Origin of the sequence: Brevibacillus sp. HB1.1 (assembly GCF_013332445.1) — a bacterium.
Lineage (GTDB): Bacteria > Bacillota > Bacilli > Brevibacillales > Brevibacillaceae > Brevibacillus > Brevibacillus porteri.
In genome coordinates, this window is sequence record NZ_JABMIV010000003.1 from 296,004 (window position 1) to 313,190 (window position 17,187).

Below are 17,187 nucleotides of genomic sequence, written 5' to 3' on the forward strand. Positions count from 1 at the left end.
TATCACTAAGTTGATAAGCAGAAGTGGGGGCACTCTCGATATGAAAAGTAAGACCAGTTTACGTACCATGCGCCACATCATGACCAGCTTCTTCGCGCTGTGCTTGCTGGTTGTCCTTGCCGGTTGCGGAGGCAATGCCAATCAAGCTCAACAGACGCCAGCTGCATCGGGAACGACGACTGAGGCTACTCCAGCACCAGCCGATTCTAATGAAGTACGTGAAGTGAAACACGCAATGGGCACCACTCCAATTAAAGGAACACCAGAACGCGTGGTTATTTTGACTAATGAAGGTACCGAAGCCTTGCTTGCACTTGGCGTTAAGCCAATCGCTGCTGTACAATCCTGGGATGAAGATCCTTGGTATCCTCACATTAAAGATGAGATGACAGGTGTAGAAGTGTTGGGCTTCGAAGACCAGCCCAATCTCGAAGCGATTGTAGGCCTGAGCCCTGATTTGATCATCGGAAACAAAGTACGTCATGAAAAGATTTACGATCAACTGTCCAAAATTGCTCCAACCGTATTCTCTGAAGAGCTGTCTGGTAGATGGAAAAGCAACTTCACGCTCTATGCAGAAGCACTGAACAAGAAGGCGGAAGGCGAGCAAGTTCTGAAAGAATTCGACGACCGTGTAGCTGCTGCGAAAGCAAAGCTGGGTCCTAAAGCTTCTACTAAAGTATCCGTAGCGAAATTCTCCAAAAAAGGCGTACAAATCTATCAAAAAGATACCTTTAGCGGTGTGCTGCTCGATCAGCTTGGACTCGCACGTCCAGCTTCCCAGGACGTAAACAACTTTGCAGAAATGATCAGCGAAGAAGGTATGTCCGCTATGGACGGGGACATCCTGTTCTACTGGGTAACGGAGCCAACGAAAGAATCTAAAGACATTGCGAACAACGCGAAAAAATGGATGGAAAGCCCAGTCTTCAAATCTCTGAATGTGGCGAAGACCAATCAAGTTTTCCAAGTAGACGAAACGGTTTGGAACAAAGCAGGCGGCATCAAGGCGGCGAATCTGCTGCTCGAAGATATCATGAAGCGCCTCGATGTGAAGTAAGAAGAATACGACGTCAAAGCCAAAGACCTCATCCGAAGTATGGATGGGGTCTTTTCTTGGCATAATATGGGATGTTCCGCTTGGTTTATACAACCTAAATTTCCCAGTCGTTTGTTCAACCATGACATTTGTCATGTCCTCGACTTGACGTTTATGACTACAGCGGCTAGACGCTATTTTCTACAATAAAGATAGAATATTGCGTCCGGCGAATTTACATGTCCCTGTACGCTTCGATCGAGGAGGAAACAATTGATGCATCAAGCCAATATTGCCGAGTTGAAAAAGAATGTTGCCCCCTTTGAAAAATCAGATATGAAAAAGAGTATCCGACAGATGATCAATACGCTAGTTCCACTGATTCTACTCTGGTACGGTGCTTATCTCAGTCTGTCTGTGTCCTATTGGCTCACGCTGCCTATCGTCATTGTCGCAGCCGGCTTTGTCATCCGTACCTTCATCATTTGTCACGATTGCTGCCACCAATCCTTTTTCAAAAATCGTCTAGCGAATGACATCGTTGGTACGATTACCGGTGTGCTGACCCACGTTCCTTATGAACAATGGAAAAACAGTCACAATATTCACCATGCAACGAGCAGCAACCTCGATAAACGAGGCGTAGGTGATTTGTGGATGATGACTGTCAATGAATATCTCGAGGCTTCTACTTGGAATAAAATCGCTTATCGGCTGTATCGCAATCCGATCGTGATGTTTGGTTTGGGACCTATTTTTGTCTTTTTGCTTCAGTATCGTTTTAATGTGAAGCGAGCTCGCCGCAAAGAGCGGTTGAATACGTATTTGACGAATGTGCTGCTGGTCGGTCTTTATGCGCTTTTGATCTGGGCGGTTGGCTGGCAAGCATTCCTGTTGATTCAAGGTCCGATCTTTTTCGTCTCTGGCTTGTTTGGGATTTGGCTGTTTTATGTGCAGCATACGTATGAGGATTCGTACTTTGAGAACGATGAAGAGTGGAGCTACGTGAAAGCAGCAGTAGAAGGAAGCTCCTACTACAAGCTGCCGAAGGTTTTGCAATGGATCACAGGCAATATTGGCTTTCACCACGTCCATCACTTAAGTCCACGCGTACCGAACTACAACCTGGAAGAAGCACATAACGAGACACCGCCGCTTCACATGGCGACAACGATTACACTGGCGGCCAGCTTGCAGTGCCTGCGTTTTCATTTATGGGATGAGAGCAACAAGCGCTTTGTGAGCTTCAAAGGCATCAAGCGGCTGGCTGCTGCTCAATCGGAAGCAATCATAGATGCACTCCAAGGCTCCAAACCGAGTTTGGAAGGAAAATAAGCCTGCCATAAACCTTTGAATTCCGATACACTTGAGAGAGTGGCGAAGAAAAGGTGGGCAAGTATGCAGAAGCAGAAGTGGTATCACATTCTTCAAAAAAATACGGGCTTGAGCCCTTATGTGTGGGTTGTTTTCTACATCCTGCCATTCTATTTCATCTTCCGGTCCTCTTCGACGTACGAAGCAGTGATCGGGATCATCATGATCATTCTGTTTTTCGTTTGCTATGTATTCTCTTTCCTGTCAAAGGGCTGGCTGATTTACTTTTGGACGAGTGTGCAGATTATCATATCCGTCGCCATGACCTTGATGTTCGGCTATGTGTATTTTTCGCTCTTCCTGGCGTTCTTTATCGGGAATATCCAGAACAAGATCGGTTTTGCTACGCTATACACAATACATTTGATTAGCACCACCATATCGGTCAACATCGGCTTTTTCACCAAAAACACTCAATTGATTGGCCAGCTTCCGTTTGTTTTGGTTAGCATGATTGCAGTCATTCTCTTGCCCGTGACCACGTACAACTGGAATAAGCGAGAGAAGCTGCAGGGAGAGCTGGAGCATGCGAACAAGCGGATTTCAGAGCTGGTCAAGCTCGAGGAACGCCAGCGCATTGCCCGTGACTTGCACGATACGTTGGGGCAGAAGCTCTCCTTGATTGGGTTGAAAAGCGATTTGGCGAACAAGCTGATCAACAAAAATCCTGCTCTGGCGAGAACGGAGCTGGAGGAAATCAGGCAGACGGCGCGTATCGCTTTAAAAGAAGTGCGGGAAATGGTCACGCAAATGCGTGGGACGCGGCTAGAGGATGAGATGTTTCGGATCAAGCAAATTTTCAAGGCAGCGGAAATTGAATTCGTGCTGCAAGGCGACACGAATCTGACCAACACTTCGCTGATGACGGAAAATGTGTTGTGCATGTGCCTGAAAGAAGCGGTCAACAATATTGTGAAGCATAGCAATGCCACGGACTGTTCCATTGTCATCGAGCCCACTCGCACCGACCTCGTCGTAAGCGTAACGGATAATGGGATCGGAATGGCGGAGGAATTGGTTTACAGAGGCAATGGTTTGCGTGGGATGAAGGAACGGCTGGAATTCGTCAACGGAAGCATGGAAATCCAGTCCTCGGAGTCTGGAACACAGCTAGTGATTCGGGTACCGAATGTCTTCAAACAACCAGAACAGGAGGCGGGAGGATGATTCGCATTGTCATTGCAGAGGATCAGCGGATGCTTTTAGGAGCCCTTGCTTCCCTGCTCGATTTGGAAGAGGATATGAAGGTCGTCGGCAGAGCAAGTAATGGGGAGGATGCCGTCAAACTCGTGCATCAGCATCAACCCGACATTTGCATCATGGATATCGAAATGCCAGTCAAAAGCGGATTGGACGCTGCCGAGGAATTGAAAGGTAGCGGCTGCAAGGTGATGATTCTCACGACCTTTGCCCGCCCAGGTTACTTCGAACGAGCGTTAAAAGCAGGTGCTAACGGCTACTTGCTCAAAGACAGCCCAAGCGAAGAGCTGGCCAGCTCGATTCGCAGTATCATGGCAGGCAGACGAATCTATGCGCCTGAGCTGGTGGATGAGGCATACGGTCAGGAGAATCCGCTGACGGTGCGGGAAAAGGAAGTCCTGCTCTTGATCGCTGACGGGAAGAACACCAAGGAGATTGCCAGCCAGTTGTACATTACGACAGGGACTGTGCGGAATTATATCTCCGTCATTCTCGACAAGCTCGGTGTGAGCAATCGAATTGAAGCGATTATGCATTCCAAGGAAAAAGGCTGGTTTAAGTAGCAGACCGGCTGGAGGAGGCCCTTTCTGTTTTGGCAGGAAGGGTTTTTAGTTTTATGATTGCATCTTCTTAGAATCTGCGCATATAATAAATACATCAAAAAAAATTGATGAATGAGGTTATCTTCGATGAACGAGATGAAACAAAAGTTGGAGCAATATGAGAAGAAATTCAAGGCTCTTGCCGATCAGAAACGATTAGAAATTATGTATGAGCTTTGTCAGAGAGGGAAGACATGCGTATGTGACCTCACTGAGGTTTTTGACATGCCACAATCCAAATTATCGTATCATCTCAAGATTTTGCTGGATGCGAACCTGATCATAAAAGAAACAAAAGGTACCTGGAGTTATTACGATTTAAATGACAGCGAAGTGAATCACCTGTTATCGGAAGAGCTTTGTTGTATTTTCAGGAAAACAGGCAAAGGTAGCTGCTGCTAATTTTTTTAAACCTTACATCAATTTTTTTTGATGAATATAACTTTAGGGAGGTACATGAAATGAAATATGTGCATGTTGGGATTAACGTTACGAGCCTAGAGAAATCAATTGAATTCTATCAAAAGGTATTTGGGGTAGAACCTGTGAAGGTAAAGACAGATTATGCAAAGTTCTTGTTAGAAAGTCCGGGGCTTAATTTTACATTAAATGTTCGGGACGCCGTTAGTGGGAACCAGGTCAACCACTTTGGATTCCAAGTGGAAAGTGCTGAGGAAATCGTTTCACAGAAGGAAAGGCTAGAAAAAGAAGGCTTTTTCGCACGGGATGAGCTGGATACGACATGTTGTTATGCTGTGCAGGATAAATTTTGGGTGACAGATCCAGACGGGAATGAATGGGAGTTTTTTTACACCAAGGCTGACAGCGATGTGCATAAAATCGAATCCACATCGTGTTGCGTAGCTTCAAATACAGTAGTGACTACATCCTGCTGTTAAGATAGAGGGAGTGCTTCATGAAAAAACTATCCTTTTTAGATCGCTACTTGACCCTTTGGATCTTCCTTGCCATGGTGATCGGAGTTACTGTAGGCACGTTCTTTCCAGCTTTCACAAGTGGATTGAATCGTTTGCAACTTGGTACAACATCCATCCCTCTTGCCATTGGTTTAATTTTGATGATGTACCCCCCTTTGGCAAAAGTTCGTTACGAAGAGATGGGACGTGTCTTTCAAGATCGCAAGGTTCTTTTACTGTCCCTCATTCAGAACTGGGTGATCGGTCCGGTTTTGATGTTTGTGTTGGCCATCGTTTTCCTGCCAGATAAGCCAGAATATATGGTAGGGCTGATTATGATTGGCTTGGCACGCTGTATTGCTATGGTGATTGTGTGGAATGACCTAGCGAAAGGCGATACCGAGTACGCAGCCGGGCTTGTGGCTTTCAATTCTGTATTTCAGATGCTTTTCTTTTCGGTCTATGCCTATGTGTTTGTTACGATTATTCCAGAGTGGCTAGGCATCCAGGGAGCAGTCGTTGACATTACGATGGCCGAAGTAGCCAAATCAGTGTTCATCTACCTTGGTATCCCATTTCTTGCAGGGATGCTGACGCGATTTACGTTGGTAAATGCAAAAGGAAGACAATGGTATGAAAAAGTGTTTATCCCAAAAATCAGTCCGCTGACATTGATTGCTTTACTTTTTACCATCGTGGTTATGTTCTCTATCCAAGGAAAAAGCATCGTCAGTGTGCCATTAGATGTCGTTCGCATCGCAATTCCGCTTCTTATCTACTTCATCTTGATGTTCTTTATTTCTTTCTTCATGGGGAAGAAAATTGGCGCGAACTATCCGGTTACAACGACTCTTGCGTTTACAGCAGGAAGTAATAACTTTGAGTTGGCAATTGCCGTGGCAGTCGGTGTCTTTGGAATTCACTCCGGTGCGGCATTTGCAGCTGTTATCGGTCCTCTTGTTGAAGTCCCGGTGATGATCGCACTGGTAAACGTAGCGTTATGGTTCAAGCGGAAGTATTTTGCCAACTCAATATCTTGATAGGGGAGTACATCATGGAAAACAAAAAGACCATTTACTTCTTATGCACAGGGAATTCTTGCCGTAGCCAAATGGCGGAAGCATGGGGAAAAAAATACTTAGGTGACTCGTGGAATGTGTTTTCTGCCGGAATTGAAGCGCATGGTGTCAATCCAAATGCGGTTCGAGCGATGGAAGAAGTAGGAATAGACATTTCTACACAAACTTCTGACGTCATTGACCCCCATATCCTACACAAAGCGGATCTGGTCGTGACACTATGTAGCCATGCAGACTCCGTTTGCCCAACCACACCACCTCATGTGAAACGAGTTCATTGGGGATTTGACGATCCCGCAGGAAAAGAATGGTCTGAGTTTCAAAGGGTTCGAGATGAAATTGGGACACGTATTAAAACGTATAAGGAAACGGGGAAGTAGTTTTCTGGTGATGAGAAAATAGAGTGTCGCTGTACAGTGAATGGAGGCTGTCAGATGACACTCCTTTTCTTATCTCTCCAACGAATAAAAACAGTCACTCACCATCTTGCCTGCAATTTCAGTGCTTTCGGGCACGATTTTATCCAGCTTCATTCCAGCCTTCTCCAAAACGCGTCGGGAAGCCACATGCTCTTCGGAACAAACAGCCGTAAATTTTTTGAATCCAAAAGTATCCACAGCGAAATCAAATACGCGTCTGATTGCTTCCGTTGCATAGCCCTTGCCTTTGAATCCGTCCAGTATGATGAAGCCTATTTCCGCAGTGAGATTTTCTCGGTTACGGGTGCAGATGCTAATCAAGCCAACGTCGTTACCAGAGTCGGTTTCACGTATGATCCAAGTCATCCAGTGGGTGGATTCGAGGCTCCACGGAGCGAGTTCTTTCTCGAAGTTACGACGGATATCTTCCTCGCTCATGGTCGCTCCAATATGCTCCATCAGTGTCGGGTTGGAATAGATGGAGCGGATCAGCTCCCAATCGGGTAATGCCACTTGAGTGAGAGTCAGGCGCGTACTGAGAATTTGATTATTCATAGGGATTCTCCTTTGGGAATTGTAAGGAATATTTATAATAGTATACGCTGTTGAATGAGAAGGAAAGGAGTCTATCATCAAGAGTGGGGCTGTTCATCAAAAAAGGCCGTCGACTTTCTCGACAGCCAAAAGAGTTCCTTGCATCGTCTGTTTTTGTGGGCAATAGAGTTATCGACTATAAATGTTTCGAAGCTCATTGATGTCGTTTTGGGTAGGAGCAGTGATTCTCGTTAACCAAGAGTTATTCATGATCGAGTGATCCGACCTATGATTTAGTCGTAGTACATGTCCAATTTCATGAGTAGCCAAAGCTTCTAAATAAGCGGCGTTTCTGTTGCTCACTCTGTTCCATTGAATGACGGTGCCACCGGTAACTCTGGAACCATTCGATTGCCACCAGCCAAATCCATCATACCCCCTCGCATAGCCTTCACCTAAGGTAATGGGAGCATTTTGTGTTGGTGTTAATGAAACAATACCTGTGTTGTTCCAATTTCGTATGGCATTTTCATAAGCTTGTCTAAGTGCAGGGATATTCGTCGTAATGGTTACCTGATACGAAACGAAGGTATTGTTTTGATCGGCTGCAGGTGGGTTTCCGTTAATAAAAGCAGAGGCAACATAGTACTTCACGCCATTTTTCTCGTAGAAGAACCATCTATTATCAGGGGCATTTGTCCAAAAGTCATTGAGCGAGGTACCTCGGGTCCAACCTGAAAATTGTACACGGGTATTTGGTTGAAGCTTGTCGATGATAGTAGCAGAAGTAGTCGGTCCGGTACGGATATTGACAGGGATCGAAGCGGATACACCGCTAAAATCCACGCGATATTCGGATTGATCCTGAGCGTTTGTCGGCGTAACAAAATATCCATTTACAAGAGTGACAAGAGTCATGGTGAGCAATAAAAGTTTACCCAAAATTCTTTCTAACATCATGAGGCTCCTTTCCAAGCAAGAGTTTTCGTGGTTCCCAGTACAGTTCTCTGTGGGCCTCCTTCTCCTTTTTTTGATTGCAAAAACAATTCCATTTCTACTAGTCCATCTCTTTTAAGTAGTTTGAAATTGTTTTTCTAATGGTAAAATACAGATCCAGTATTTTCAAGTTAATTACAATATTTTTACAATAATAGAACGTTTTTACCATACCTTCTACTTGTTCATGCCATTGCAATAGTCGTTTTTTACCGAAAATGATCGGGAGGCTTGATCAAAAAGGACGAATGGGGGAATAAAAAAAAACCTACCCTTTTCATAAAGAGTAGGAGTTGGAGTCCTCAGTCTATGGTCAAAGAGAAAAGGGAAAAAGCTGATGTCGATTGAGTTTCGACGTCAGCTTGTGGATGAGATGTATGCGATGTGCTTAACAATTGAGGATGCGGTTATCCAATGATTCTGATTAGCCTATAGGCGCTTGATCAGGTTCATTGTTCCCGTTGATCTGATAATGATCCATCCGTCAGGAATAGGCGAGCCTAGCATCACCCATACCTCCTGCCCAGAAGAAACGTTGTTCAAATTTTTAATCAGGTTCATATTTCCAGAACTTCTGATCACAGCCCATCCGTCAGGAATAGGGGAACCGAGCATTACCCAAACTTCCTGATTAGAAGAGGCGCTGTTCAGATTTTTAATCAGGTTCATAGTCCCAGTACTTCTGATCACAACCCATCCGTCAGGCATAGGGGAGCCGAGCATCACCCAAACTTCGTAACCAGAAGGAGCATTGTTCACATCCTTAATCAGGTTCATATTGCCAGAAGATCTGATTACGACCCAACCGCTTGGAATAGGGGAGCCGAGCATTACCCAGACTTCCTGACCAAATGCAGCATTTTTGATGATTGTTTTTGCGGAGGATGGTGCCTTCTCCTGTAGAGGTAGAGCTGCCCCTTGGGCTTGTGCGGCTACACTTGGTACTGCGACAACTGAGCTTAATGTCAGGATGATCAGGGCTTTTTTAAACATGAACATCAACCTTTCATGACAGGAGTAAATGTAGCTCTGAAACGATCATCGAGTGGATGCCAGATGTTGAGGTACTCTATACAGAATAATGAGATGGCTATCATCGCTCCTCCCAAGACTACCTATATATCCCATTTTATAGGATATTCTCTTTTTTTACTTTAGGAGATATTGTCGAATGGTAGACAAAGTAGACGACAATTTTGCACCGTACACGATTTGTTAAAGGAACGAAAGAGAATCGCTCTTGACTATTTTTCTGAATAATCTGGACGAAGGGGAGGTAGTGTGCTACAAATAAAGCTAAGTTAAATTTATAAAGTCATTGGAGAAACTAATGTGAAACAGCATGGTGAACGAAGGAGAGACGAGTATGGCAAAAGATGAATATGCGATTGGGCTGGACTTGGGTGGGACCAAAATCTTGGCTGGTTTGGTTGATCACGCAGGCAGGATAATCGCACAAAAGCAGCTGCCAACCTTAGCGGAAGAGGGAGAAAAGGCAGTGGTCGAAAGGGTGCTGTCTGCTATTTATGATGTCCTATCAGCAGGCAGCATCGATCCCGAAAAAGTACGCGGCGTAGGAATTGCTTCCGCTGGAGTGATTAACAGCGCGATCGGTGAAGTGGTCTTTGCGAGCAATCTGGGCTGGCGAAATGTCCCGATTGGCGCCTTGATTGCGCAAAGGTTCGGACTGCCCGTCCGGCTGTTCAATGATGCGAATGCAGCGGCAATCGCGGAGTGGTTGTGGGGAGCAGGAGCCGGCACACAAAATATGATCTATGTCACCGTCAGCACAGGCGTAGGGGCTGGAGTGATCAGTGATGGTCGATTGGTTTGCGGGCGGGATGGGAGTGCGGGTGAGTTCGGCCATATCTCGATCGATTGGAACGGACCGCCATGCCGCTGCGGCAATCGAGGGTGTCTGGAAAACTACGCTTCGGGTACTGCCATTGAAAACGCCGCTCGCCACAAGCTGGCAACCACATATGAGCCAGTCACGGCCAAAGCAATCTGTGAGGCTGCACTAGCAGGAGAAGCTTTCTCCAAGCAACTCATCAAGCAAGCAGGGTTTTACTTAGGAGTCGGAGCAGCCAATCTGCTCTATTTGTTTAATCCGGAGGTCATCGTCTTCGGAGGTGGAGTTATGAACGCATCTACCATACTCATGCCGGAAATTGAGAAGAGCATGAGGGAGCGATGCATCCCTGGATTGGCGCAGGAGGTACGTGTCGTCCTTAGCCAGATCGGGGTGGAAGCTGGAGTGATGGGAGCGGCAGGGGGAGTTTTTGCGCTAGATCAACCAGGAGAGAAAGTACCAAATTTTTAGTTGGAATCTATATTGCAAAAATTAAAACAATTTTGTATCATCTTATTAATTACTCCATTGAAAAAACTAATTAACGGATTAGAAGCAAGGAGGAAGAGAACATCATGGCAAAAGTGAGAGTTGCGGTGATTGGTGCAGGATCCATTTCAGACATGCACTTGCAATCGTACCAGCAAAACGAGTGTACAGAAATTCGTGCCGTCGTCGACTTCAACGAGGAGCGCGCACAGGAAAAAGCGCAGAAATACGGGGCCGAGATTTACTACAGCAAGCTTGAGGATGCTTTCGCAGATGAACAGGTAGACGCAGTGAGTATTTGCACGTGGAACAACACGCATGCAGATATTGCAATCGCTGCCCTTAGAGCGGGTAAGCACGTGCTTTTGGAAAAGCCTTTAAGTACAACTGTTGAAAGCGCTCTCCTGATCGAAGAGGCCGTAAAAGAGAGTGGCAAGCTGCTCCAGGTGGGCTTTGTGAGAAGGTACGATACGAATGCGCAATTGCTCAAGCGGTTCATCGATGCGGGTGAGCTGGGTGAGATATATTACGCGAAGGCATCCTGTCTGCGCCGTTTGGGCAATCCGGGAGGCTGGTTCGCAGACAAGGACAGATCTGGCGGAGGTCCACTCATCGATCTTGGCGTGCATGTCATTGATCTGTGCTGGTACTTGATGGGCTGCCCAAAAGTAACGACTGTCAGCGGCAATACATACAACAAGCTGGGCAATCGCGCCAACGTCAAAAATCTCTCCTTTTACAAAGCAGCTGACTACGACCCTACCCAAAACACTGTCGAGGATATGGCCAATGCACTCATTCGCTTTGAAAACGGAGCGTCCCTTTTCGTAGATGTGAGCTATACCCTACATGCGAAAAAAGACGAGCTGGCCGTCAAGCTGTACGGAGACAAGGGAGGCGCAGAGGTGGAGCCAGAGCTGTCCATCATTGCAGAAAAGCATGACACGATCCTGAATGTCAGCCCGCAGATGGATAAATTATCGTTTGATTTCAAGCGAGGCTTCCAAAATGAGATCGATCACTTCATCGCATGCATATTGGGTGAAAAAGAAACGCTCAGCCCTGTACAGGATGGTGTGGAGATGATGAAGATTCTATGTGGCATTTACGAATCAGCTGCGACCGGAAGAGAAATCGTATTTACCCGATAATCGGCAGGCAAGACCAATCCATGGACATCCAGATATCACCCATAGAGTAGATGAAGACAAGGGGGAAAAGAAATGAAAAAAGCATCGTATTTGCGAACAGCATCCGTCTTACTTTTTTCAGTGGCTTTACTTTTCGGATGTTCCAGTGGCGGTGGTAGTGGTAGTGGAACTCCGGCAGCTTCCAATGGAGGGGCAACGACGGGAGCGCCGCAAAAGGATCAGATGGTCATCGCCGTAAACGAAAACTTCATCACAATGGACCCGCAAAATACAGGGGATGCACTGTCATCAGGCGTCCAAAGCGCGATGTTTGAAGGGCTTCTGATTTATGACAAGGATTTGAAGCTCATGCCAGGTCTTTCGACTGAATATTCGGTGAATGAAGATGCGACAGAGTATACCTTCAAGCTCCGGCAAAACGTGAAGTTCCATGACGGTACACCATTCAATGCCGAAGCGGTCAAAATCAACTTCGACCGAATGAGCAACAAAGACAACAACCTGAGAGCCTATCGGAACTACAAATACATCAAGTCCACAGAGGTTGTCGATGAGCACACAGTGAAAGTGACGTTGAACCAGCCGTTTTCCGCGATGATCAACAAGTTCACGACCGGAATCATCAGCCCGGCGGCTCTGGAAAAGTACGGCAAAGACATTACCAAAAATCCAGTCGGTACAGGTCCATATAAATTCGTGGAATGGGTACAGGGTGACCATCTGATAGTAGAGCTGAATCCAGATCATTGGAACAAGGGAGCGGCCAAGGTCGGTAAAATCGTCTACAAGCCTGTTCCTGAAAACGGCTCCCGCGTAGCCATGCTGAAGACGGGTGAAGCCGATGTCATCTATCCATTGCCGGAGCAGCAAGTAGAGACACTGAACGGTGAAGAGGGGGTAAAGGTAGAGCGCACCCCTTCAACCATCACCCGCTATGTCTCGATCAATATGCTGAAAAAGCCGTTTGATGATCCGCGCGTTCGCCAAGCCATCAACCATGCAGTGGACAAGGACGCGTTCATTAAAGTCGTGAAATCCGGATACGGCGCACAGCTGGAATCCGTGATGTCCCCGACGATTGCGCACTATGCGAAGCAAGGCGCCTATGAATACAACATTGATAAAGCGAAGCAGCTTTTGAAAGAAGCAGGCTACGAGAACGGCTTCACAACGGACATCTGGGGCAATACGAACTCGGATACGATGAAGGGCATGCAATTCATTCAGCAGCAATTGCAAAAGGTCGGCATTACTGTTGAAGTGAAATCGATGGAAGAAGCGACGCTGTCCGATGAAATCTACGGCATCAAGTCGCCAGAAGAAGCAAAAATGAACATGTGGTACGTAAGCTGGTCCTCTGCTGATCCAGACAATGCGATGCGTTCGTTGTTTAGCAGTGAGAACTTCCCGCCTGCGGGAGCGAACACGGCATTCTACAAAAATGACCTTGTCGACCAAAGCATCAAGGAAGCGACACAATCGTCAGACCAAGATAAGCAAAAGCAGCTGTATGGCGTCGTGCAAGAAAATGTGTTTAAAGATGCACCATGGATTTTCCTCGCAGTCGATGAAATCTTGTACGGAAAACGCGCGAACGTGAACGGGGTTTATATCACACCGAGTGGCGGCATCTATGTAAGAGAAGCAGCATTCCAATAATACTTGAAGCAGCGTTCGGGCATTGTCTGCCGCTGGGCGCTGCTTTCCTTTTAGGAGGAACCGTACCATGTTCCGTTATATCGTGAAGAGACTCATCGAGATCATCCCGATTATTTTTGTCGTGTCGTTGCTCATTTTCTTCTTTATCCATCTGGTTCCGGGTGATCCTGTCCGTTTGGCGGCGGGAAAAGAAGCGACCCTGGAAGAGATCGAGCGCGTGCGTCAGGAGCTGGGCTTGGATAAACCATTGCTTACCCAGTACTCCAACTACATGCATAACCTGCTGACAGGAAATCTAGGACACTCCTTGAAGACGGGGCTTCCCATTAGTGATATGTTTGAAAACCGTTTTTCCGTAACGATGACGTTGACATTTATGAGCCTGGGCTGGGCATTGGTGCTCGGACTACTGATTGGGACGATCTCTGCTGTTTTCCGCAATAAATGGCCGGATTACGTAGGGATGCTGACGGCGATTTCCGGTATTTCCTTGCCTGGATTTTGGCTGGGGCTCATTCTCATACAAGTTTTTTCTGTCACGCTGGGCTGGTTCCCCACAGGTGGGGTCGAGAGCTGGAAAAGCTACGTGCTTCCCTCGTTAACCTTAGGAGCAGGAATCATGTCGATGCTGGCCCGTTTTACAAGGTCCTCCCTGCTCGAAACATTAAAGGAAGATTTTATCCGAACGGGGCGCGCAAAAGGGTTGAAGGAATCCGTAGTCGTTCGCAAGCACGCCCTGAAAAACTCAATGATTCCGGTCGTGACCATCGCTGGATTGCAATTCGGCTTTCTGTTAGGCGGATCGGTTGTCGTGGAGACGGTGTTTAGCATTCCGGGTATGGGGCGTCTGTTGATCGATTCCATTGCTTTTCGCGATTATCCGGTCGTACAGGCTGTCATTCTGTTGTTTTCACTGGAGTTCATTCTCGTGAATCTGCTGGTAGACATCTTGTACAAGGCACTGAATCCAAAAATCCGTTATGACAGCTAATGGCAAGGAGGTGACGTAAATGGAGGTAGTAAAAGAAATCGGGCACAACGTTGTAGTTCCCACTGAAAAGAAATCCCGAGCCAGCGAGTTTTGGAAGAAGTGGAAAAAGCAAAAGACAGCTTTCTGGGCAGGGTTTTTTATCTTGTTTTTGTTTGTGATCGCACTGTTTGGCCCGTGGATCGCGCCGTATGATCCGTACGAGCCGAACTATGATGTGACGTTGCAGACTTCATCCATGGAGCATTGGGCAGGGACAGATGAATACGGACGAGATATTTTGAGCCGCATCATCGTAGGAACAGGAATCTCTCTTGGTGTCAGCTTTTCTTCAGTGCTGGTCGGTGCAGTGGTTGGAACGGTATTGGGCTTGATTAGCGGATATTACGGCGGGTGGCTGGATCGCCTCATCATGCGGTGGAGTGACGTCATGTTCGCTTTTCCCGATTTGTTGCTCGCAATCGCCATCGTTGCGATCCTCGGCCCGGGATTAACGAATGTCGTCGTGGCGGTAGCGGTGTTCAGTATTCCATCGTTTGCGCGTTTGATTCGCGGCAATACCTTGGCTGCCAAGGAAGCGGTGTTTGTAGAAGCAGCGCGGTCCATGGGGGCAAAAAGCAGCCGGATTATTTTTCGTCACATCTTTCCAGAGACCGTCTCCAGTATGATCGTCTTTTTTTCTATGCGGATCGGTACCTCGATTTTGGCAGCATCCAGTCTCAGCTTTCTCGGTCTGGGGGCAAAGCCCGAGAGTCCTGACTGGGGGGCGATGCTCAGTATGGGGCGTGATTATCTCGCCACTTCTCCTCATGTGGTCATCATTCCCGGGATTGCGATCTTTTTGACCGTGCTGGCGTTCAACCTGGTTGGGGATGGCTTGCGCGATATTTTGGACCCGAAAACGAAGAATTAAACGAGGGAGATGGGGCAGATGAGTGAGAACATCATGGAAGTAAAGCATCTGCAGACGCAATTTACGAGAGACAACCAGAAGACAGTCGTCCTCGACCATGTCAGCTTCCATATAAAAAAAGGCGAGGTGCTTGGGCTGGTTGGCGAATCGGGCTGTGGCAAGAGCGTGACCTCTTTGTCGATCATGCGCCTATTCAAGGACACGACTGGTGAGATTACCAATGGCGAGATTGTCTACAACGGAATGAATTTACTCTCGATTTCGGAGAGTGATATGCGCCGTATTCGCGGGAAAGAAATCTCGATGATTTTTCAGGAACCGATGACCTCGCTCAACCCGGTGATGAAAATCGGAGAGCAATTGATGGAAGCCATTCGCTTGCATCTCGGCTACCCCGACCAAAAGGCGCGAGAACAAGCAGTGAGCATGCTGACAAAGGTGGGCATTCCGCGGCCGAGCGAGATTATGGGAGAGTATCCGCATCAACTCTCCGGCGGTATGCGGCAGCGGATCATGATTGCGATGGCGATGTCCTGCAATCCTAACCTGTTGATCGCCGATGAGCCAACGACGGCACTCGATGTCACGATTCAAGCACAAATCCTCGACGTAATGAAGCAACTTCAGGCTGACGAGCATATGTCGATGCTGTTGATCACGCATGATCTCGGCGTCGTGGCAGAGATGTGCAACCGTGTCGTGGTCATGTATGCAGGGCGTGTCGTGGAGGAAGCATCTGTTTACGACTTGTTTGATGAACCCAAGCATCCGTATACCAAAGGCTTGATCGGCTCTGTCCCCAAAATCGGGCAAAAGCGCGCACGGCTTGATTCGGTTCCGGGCAACGTACCGACACCGAACAATATGCCCAAGGGCTGCAAATTCGCTCCGCGCTGCAAGGATGTCATGTCTGTCTGCTGGGAAAAGGAGCCCGCCATTACGACGGTGGGAGAGGAACGTTCTTGCCGCTGCTGGCTCTATCAAGAGGAAGGTAGGGATGTTCATGTCTAAATCACTGGTCGTGGTAGACGGTATCAAAAAAACGTTCCCGATTGATAGTGGTCTATTAAGCAGCAAAAAAAGCGTAAAGGCAGTGAATCACGTTTCGTTCGAGATTAAGGAAGGCGAGACGTTCAGTCTGGTCGGAGAGAGTGGCTGCGGCAAGTCGACGACAGGGCGCTTGGTCACAAGACTTTTGATGCCAGATGAGGGCAAGGTTTGGATCAATGGTGAAGAAATCTCCAAAATGAATGAGACAAAGCTGCGGGAAGTGCGCAAGCAGGTACAGATGGTTTTTCAGGACCCGTACGCCTCACTGAATCCACGCATGAAAATTCGCGATGTGGTAGCAGAGCCTCTTCTCATTCATACGAAGCTGTCTACCCAAGAGCGGGATCGGATTGTAGCCGAAATGCTCGAGGTCGTCGGGCTCTCCAGCTATCATGCGGAGAAATTCGCCCATGAATTCAGCGGAGGGCAACGGCAGCGTATCGGAATCGCTCGCGCCTTGATTCTGAAGCCGAAGCTGATCGTCGCGGATGAGCCAGTTTCCGCTCTCGATGTATCGATTCAATCGCAAATCTTGAATTTGCTAAAAGATTTGCAGGAAGAATTTCATTTAACCTATTTGTTTATTTCCCATGATTTGAGTGTGGTCGAGCATATTAGCGACAAGATCGGCGTGATGTATTTGGGGAGTCTCGTAGAATCTGGCCCGAAGGAAACGATTTTTGCCAATCCCGGGCATCCGTATACAAAAGCGCTGCTCTCTTCGGTTCCGATTCCTGATCCACGGGCAAAGCGGGAGAGGATCATTTTGCAGGGAGATGTGCCGAGCCCGGTGAATCCGCCGTCAGGCTGTCTGTTTCATACGCGCTGTCCGTTCGTGATGGACATATGCAAGACGACACCGCCTGCATTGCGGGAAGCGGCAGACCGAGATCATTTTGTCGCTTGCCATTTGTGATTTGAATAA

The 17,187-nt window shown here is 47.4% G+C and carries 18 protein-coding genes; 15 read left to right on the forward strand and 3 right to left on the reverse strand.

Annotation, left to right across the window (positions count from 1 at the left end):
* The first annotated feature begins 40 nt into the window (after positions 1–40).
* The 8 genes from HPY27_RS11200 to arsC all read left to right on the forward strand — a co-directional run bounded on the left by HPY27_RS11200 (position 41) and on the right by arsC (position 6,591).
* On the forward strand, positions 41–1,060 hold the full coding sequence (locus HPY27_RS11200) for an ABC transporter substrate-binding protein (protein WP_174225017.1): 1,020 nt from the start codon (positions 41–43) through the stop codon (positions 1,058–1,060).
* A gap of 255 nt (positions 1,061–1,315) precedes the next feature.
* The gene (desA, locus tag HPY27_RS11205) at positions 1,316–2,374 is read left to right on the forward strand and encodes a Delta(5) desaturase DesA (RefSeq protein ID WP_174225018.1); all 1,059 of its coding nucleotides are present in this window, start codon (positions 1,316–1,318) and stop codon (positions 2,372–2,374) included.
* A gap of 63 nt (positions 2,375–2,437) precedes the next feature.
* Positions 2,438–3,580, forward strand: a complete 1,143-nt coding sequence (locus HPY27_RS11210) for a sensor histidine kinase (RefSeq protein ID WP_035291416.1) — start codon at positions 2,438–2,440, stop codon at positions 3,578–3,580.
* Positions 3,577–4,176 (forward strand): response regulator transcription factor, encoded by a 600-nt coding sequence (locus HPY27_RS11215; RefSeq protein ID WP_017249912.1) that lies wholly within the window; start codon positions 3,577–3,579, stop codon positions 4,174–4,176. Before HPY27_RS11210 ends, HPY27_RS11215 begins: the two co-directional genes overlap by 4 nt.
* Before the next feature lie 135 nt (positions 4,177–4,311).
* Entirely contained in the window at positions 4,312–4,617 is a 306-nt protein-coding gene (gene arsR / locus HPY27_RS11220; RefSeq protein ID WP_026043195.1) for an arsenical resistance operon transcriptional regulator ArsR, read from the forward strand.
* Between the two features lie 59 nt (positions 4,618–4,676).
* Positions 4,677–5,114, forward strand: coding sequence for an ArsI/CadI family heavy metal resistance metalloenzyme (locus HPY27_RS11225; protein ID WP_017249914.1), 438 nt, complete (start codon positions 4,677–4,679; stop codon positions 5,112–5,114).
* A gap of 17 nt (positions 5,115–5,131) precedes the next feature.
* Complete coding sequence (gene arsB / locus HPY27_RS11230) at positions 5,132–6,172, forward strand: ACR3 family arsenite efflux transporter (RefSeq protein WP_174225019.1); 1,041 nt, start codon at positions 5,132–5,134, stop codon at positions 6,170–6,172.
* A gap of 14 nt (positions 6,173–6,186) precedes the next feature.
* Positions 6,187–6,591 (forward strand): arsenate reductase (thioredoxin), encoded by a 405-nt coding sequence (gene arsC, locus HPY27_RS11235; RefSeq protein ID WP_017249916.1) that lies wholly within the window; start codon positions 6,187–6,189, stop codon positions 6,589–6,591.
* Positions 6,592–6,660: 69 nt separating this feature from the next.
* On the opposite strand, the gene HPY27_RS11240 is transcribed toward arsC, so the two are convergent.
* The 3 genes from HPY27_RS11240 to HPY27_RS11250 form a co-directional block, all read right to left on the reverse strand.
* Complete coding sequence (locus HPY27_RS11240) at positions 6,661–7,185, reverse strand: GNAT family N-acetyltransferase (protein ID WP_174225020.1); 525 nt, start codon at positions 7,183–7,185, stop codon at positions 6,661–6,663.
* Positions 7,186–7,353: 168 nt separating this feature from the next.
* Entirely contained in the window at positions 7,354–8,106 is a 753-nt protein-coding gene (locus HPY27_RS11245; RefSeq protein ID WP_254612876.1) for a matrixin family metalloprotease, read from the reverse strand.
* Between the two features lie 483 nt (positions 8,107–8,589).
* Positions 8,590–9,153 (reverse strand): hypothetical protein, encoded by a 564-nt coding sequence (locus tag HPY27_RS11250; RefSeq protein ID WP_017249921.1) that lies wholly within the window; start codon positions 9,151–9,153, stop codon positions 8,590–8,592.
* Between the two features lie 373 nt (positions 9,154–9,526).
* On the opposite strand from HPY27_RS11250, the gene HPY27_RS11255 reads away from it, so the two are divergent.
* The 7 genes from HPY27_RS11255 to HPY27_RS11285 all read left to right on the forward strand — a co-directional run bounded on the left by HPY27_RS11255 (position 9,527) and on the right by HPY27_RS11285 (position 17,178).
* Positions 9,527–10,483: an ROK family protein gene (locus HPY27_RS11255; RefSeq protein ID WP_174225022.1), complete on the forward strand. Its 957-nt coding sequence runs from the start codon at positions 9,527–9,529 to the stop codon at positions 10,481–10,483.
* A 104-nt stretch (positions 10,484–10,587) separates the two neighbouring features.
* Positions 10,588–11,652 carry a Gfo/Idh/MocA family protein gene (locus HPY27_RS11260; RefSeq protein ID WP_173622683.1) on the forward strand — a complete coding sequence of 355 codons (1,065 nt, stop codon included), beginning with the start codon at positions 10,588–10,590 and terminating at the stop codon, positions 11,650–11,652.
* 72 nt (positions 11,653–11,724) lie between these two features.
* On the forward strand, positions 11,725–13,311 hold the full coding sequence (locus HPY27_RS11265; RefSeq protein WP_174225023.1) for a glutathione ABC transporter substrate-binding protein: 1,587 nt from the start codon (positions 11,725–11,727) through the stop codon (positions 13,309–13,311).
* Between the two features lie 67 nt (positions 13,312–13,378).
* Entirely contained in the window at positions 13,379–14,302 is a 924-nt protein-coding gene (nikB, locus tag HPY27_RS11270) for a nickel ABC transporter permease (RefSeq protein ID WP_017249925.1), read from the forward strand.
* A gap of 19 nt (positions 14,303–14,321) precedes the next feature.
* Complete coding sequence (locus HPY27_RS11275; protein ID WP_174225024.1) at positions 14,322–15,212, forward strand: ABC transporter permease subunit; 891 nt, start codon at positions 14,322–14,324, stop codon at positions 15,210–15,212.
* Positions 15,213–15,230: 18 nt separating this feature from the next.
* Positions 15,231–16,223, forward strand: coding sequence for an ABC transporter ATP-binding protein (locus tag HPY27_RS11280; RefSeq protein ID WP_174225025.1), 993 nt, complete (start codon positions 15,231–15,233; stop codon positions 16,221–16,223).
* Entirely contained in the window at positions 16,216–17,178 is a 963-nt protein-coding gene (locus HPY27_RS11285; protein ID WP_173622686.1) for an ABC transporter ATP-binding protein, read from the forward strand. Before HPY27_RS11280 ends, HPY27_RS11285 begins: the two co-directional genes overlap by 8 nt.
* Positions 17,179–17,187: the final 9 nt, after the last annotated feature.

Excerpts from the sequence above, each read along its gene's own strand:
- HPY27_RS11200 (WP_174225017.1), top strand. The coding sequence starts at position 41 with ATGAAAAGTAAGACCAGTTTACGTACCATGCGCCACATCATGACCAGC.
- desA (WP_174225018.1), top strand. The coding sequence starts at position 1,316 with ATGCATCAAGCCAATATTGCCGAGTTGAAAAAGAATGTTGCCCCCTTT.
- HPY27_RS11210 (WP_035291416.1), top strand. The coding sequence starts at position 2,438 with ATGCAGAAGCAGAAGTGGTATCACATTCTTCAAAAAAATACGGGCTTG.
- HPY27_RS11215 (WP_017249912.1), top strand. The coding sequence starts at position 3,577 with ATGATTCGCATTGTCATTGCAGAGGATCAGCGGATGCTTTTAGGAGCC.
- arsR (WP_026043195.1), top strand. The coding sequence starts at position 4,312 with ATGAAACAAAAGTTGGAGCAATATGAGAAGAAATTCAAGGCTCTTGCC.
- HPY27_RS11225 (WP_017249914.1), top strand. The coding sequence starts at position 4,677 with ATGAAATATGTGCATGTTGGGATTAACGTTACGAGCCTAGAGAAATCA.
- arsB (WP_174225019.1), top strand. The coding sequence starts at position 5,132 with ATGAAAAAACTATCCTTTTTAGATCGCTACTTGACCCTTTGGATCTTC.
- arsC (WP_017249916.1), top strand. The coding sequence starts at position 6,187 with ATGGAAAACAAAAAGACCATTTACTTCTTATGCACAGGGAATTCTTGC.
- HPY27_RS11240 (WP_174225020.1), bottom strand. The coding sequence starts at position 7,185 with ATGAATAATCAAATTCTCAGTACGCGCCTGACTCTCACTCAAGTGGCA.
- HPY27_RS11250 (WP_017249921.1), bottom strand. The coding sequence starts at position 9,153 with ATGTTTAAAAAAGCCCTGATCATCCTGACATTAAGCTCAGTTGTCGCA.
- HPY27_RS11255 (WP_174225022.1), top strand. The coding sequence starts at position 9,527 with ATGGCAAAAGATGAATATGCGATTGGGCTGGACTTGGGTGGGACCAAA.
- HPY27_RS11260 (WP_173622683.1), top strand. The coding sequence starts at position 10,588 with ATGGCAAAAGTGAGAGTTGCGGTGATTGGTGCAGGATCCATTTCAGAC.
- HPY27_RS11265 (WP_174225023.1), top strand. The coding sequence starts at position 11,725 with ATGAAAAAAGCATCGTATTTGCGAACAGCATCCGTCTTACTTTTTTCA.
- nikB (WP_017249925.1), top strand. The coding sequence starts at position 13,379 with ATGTTCCGTTATATCGTGAAGAGACTCATCGAGATCATCCCGATTATT.
- HPY27_RS11275 (WP_174225024.1), top strand. The coding sequence starts at position 14,322 with ATGGAGGTAGTAAAAGAAATCGGGCACAACGTTGTAGTTCCCACTGAA.
- HPY27_RS11280 (WP_174225025.1), top strand. The coding sequence starts at position 15,231 with ATGAGTGAGAACATCATGGAAGTAAAGCATCTGCAGACGCAATTTACG.
- HPY27_RS11285 (WP_173622686.1), top strand. The coding sequence starts at position 16,216 with ATGTCTAAATCACTGGTCGTGGTAGACGGTATCAAAAAAACGTTCCCG.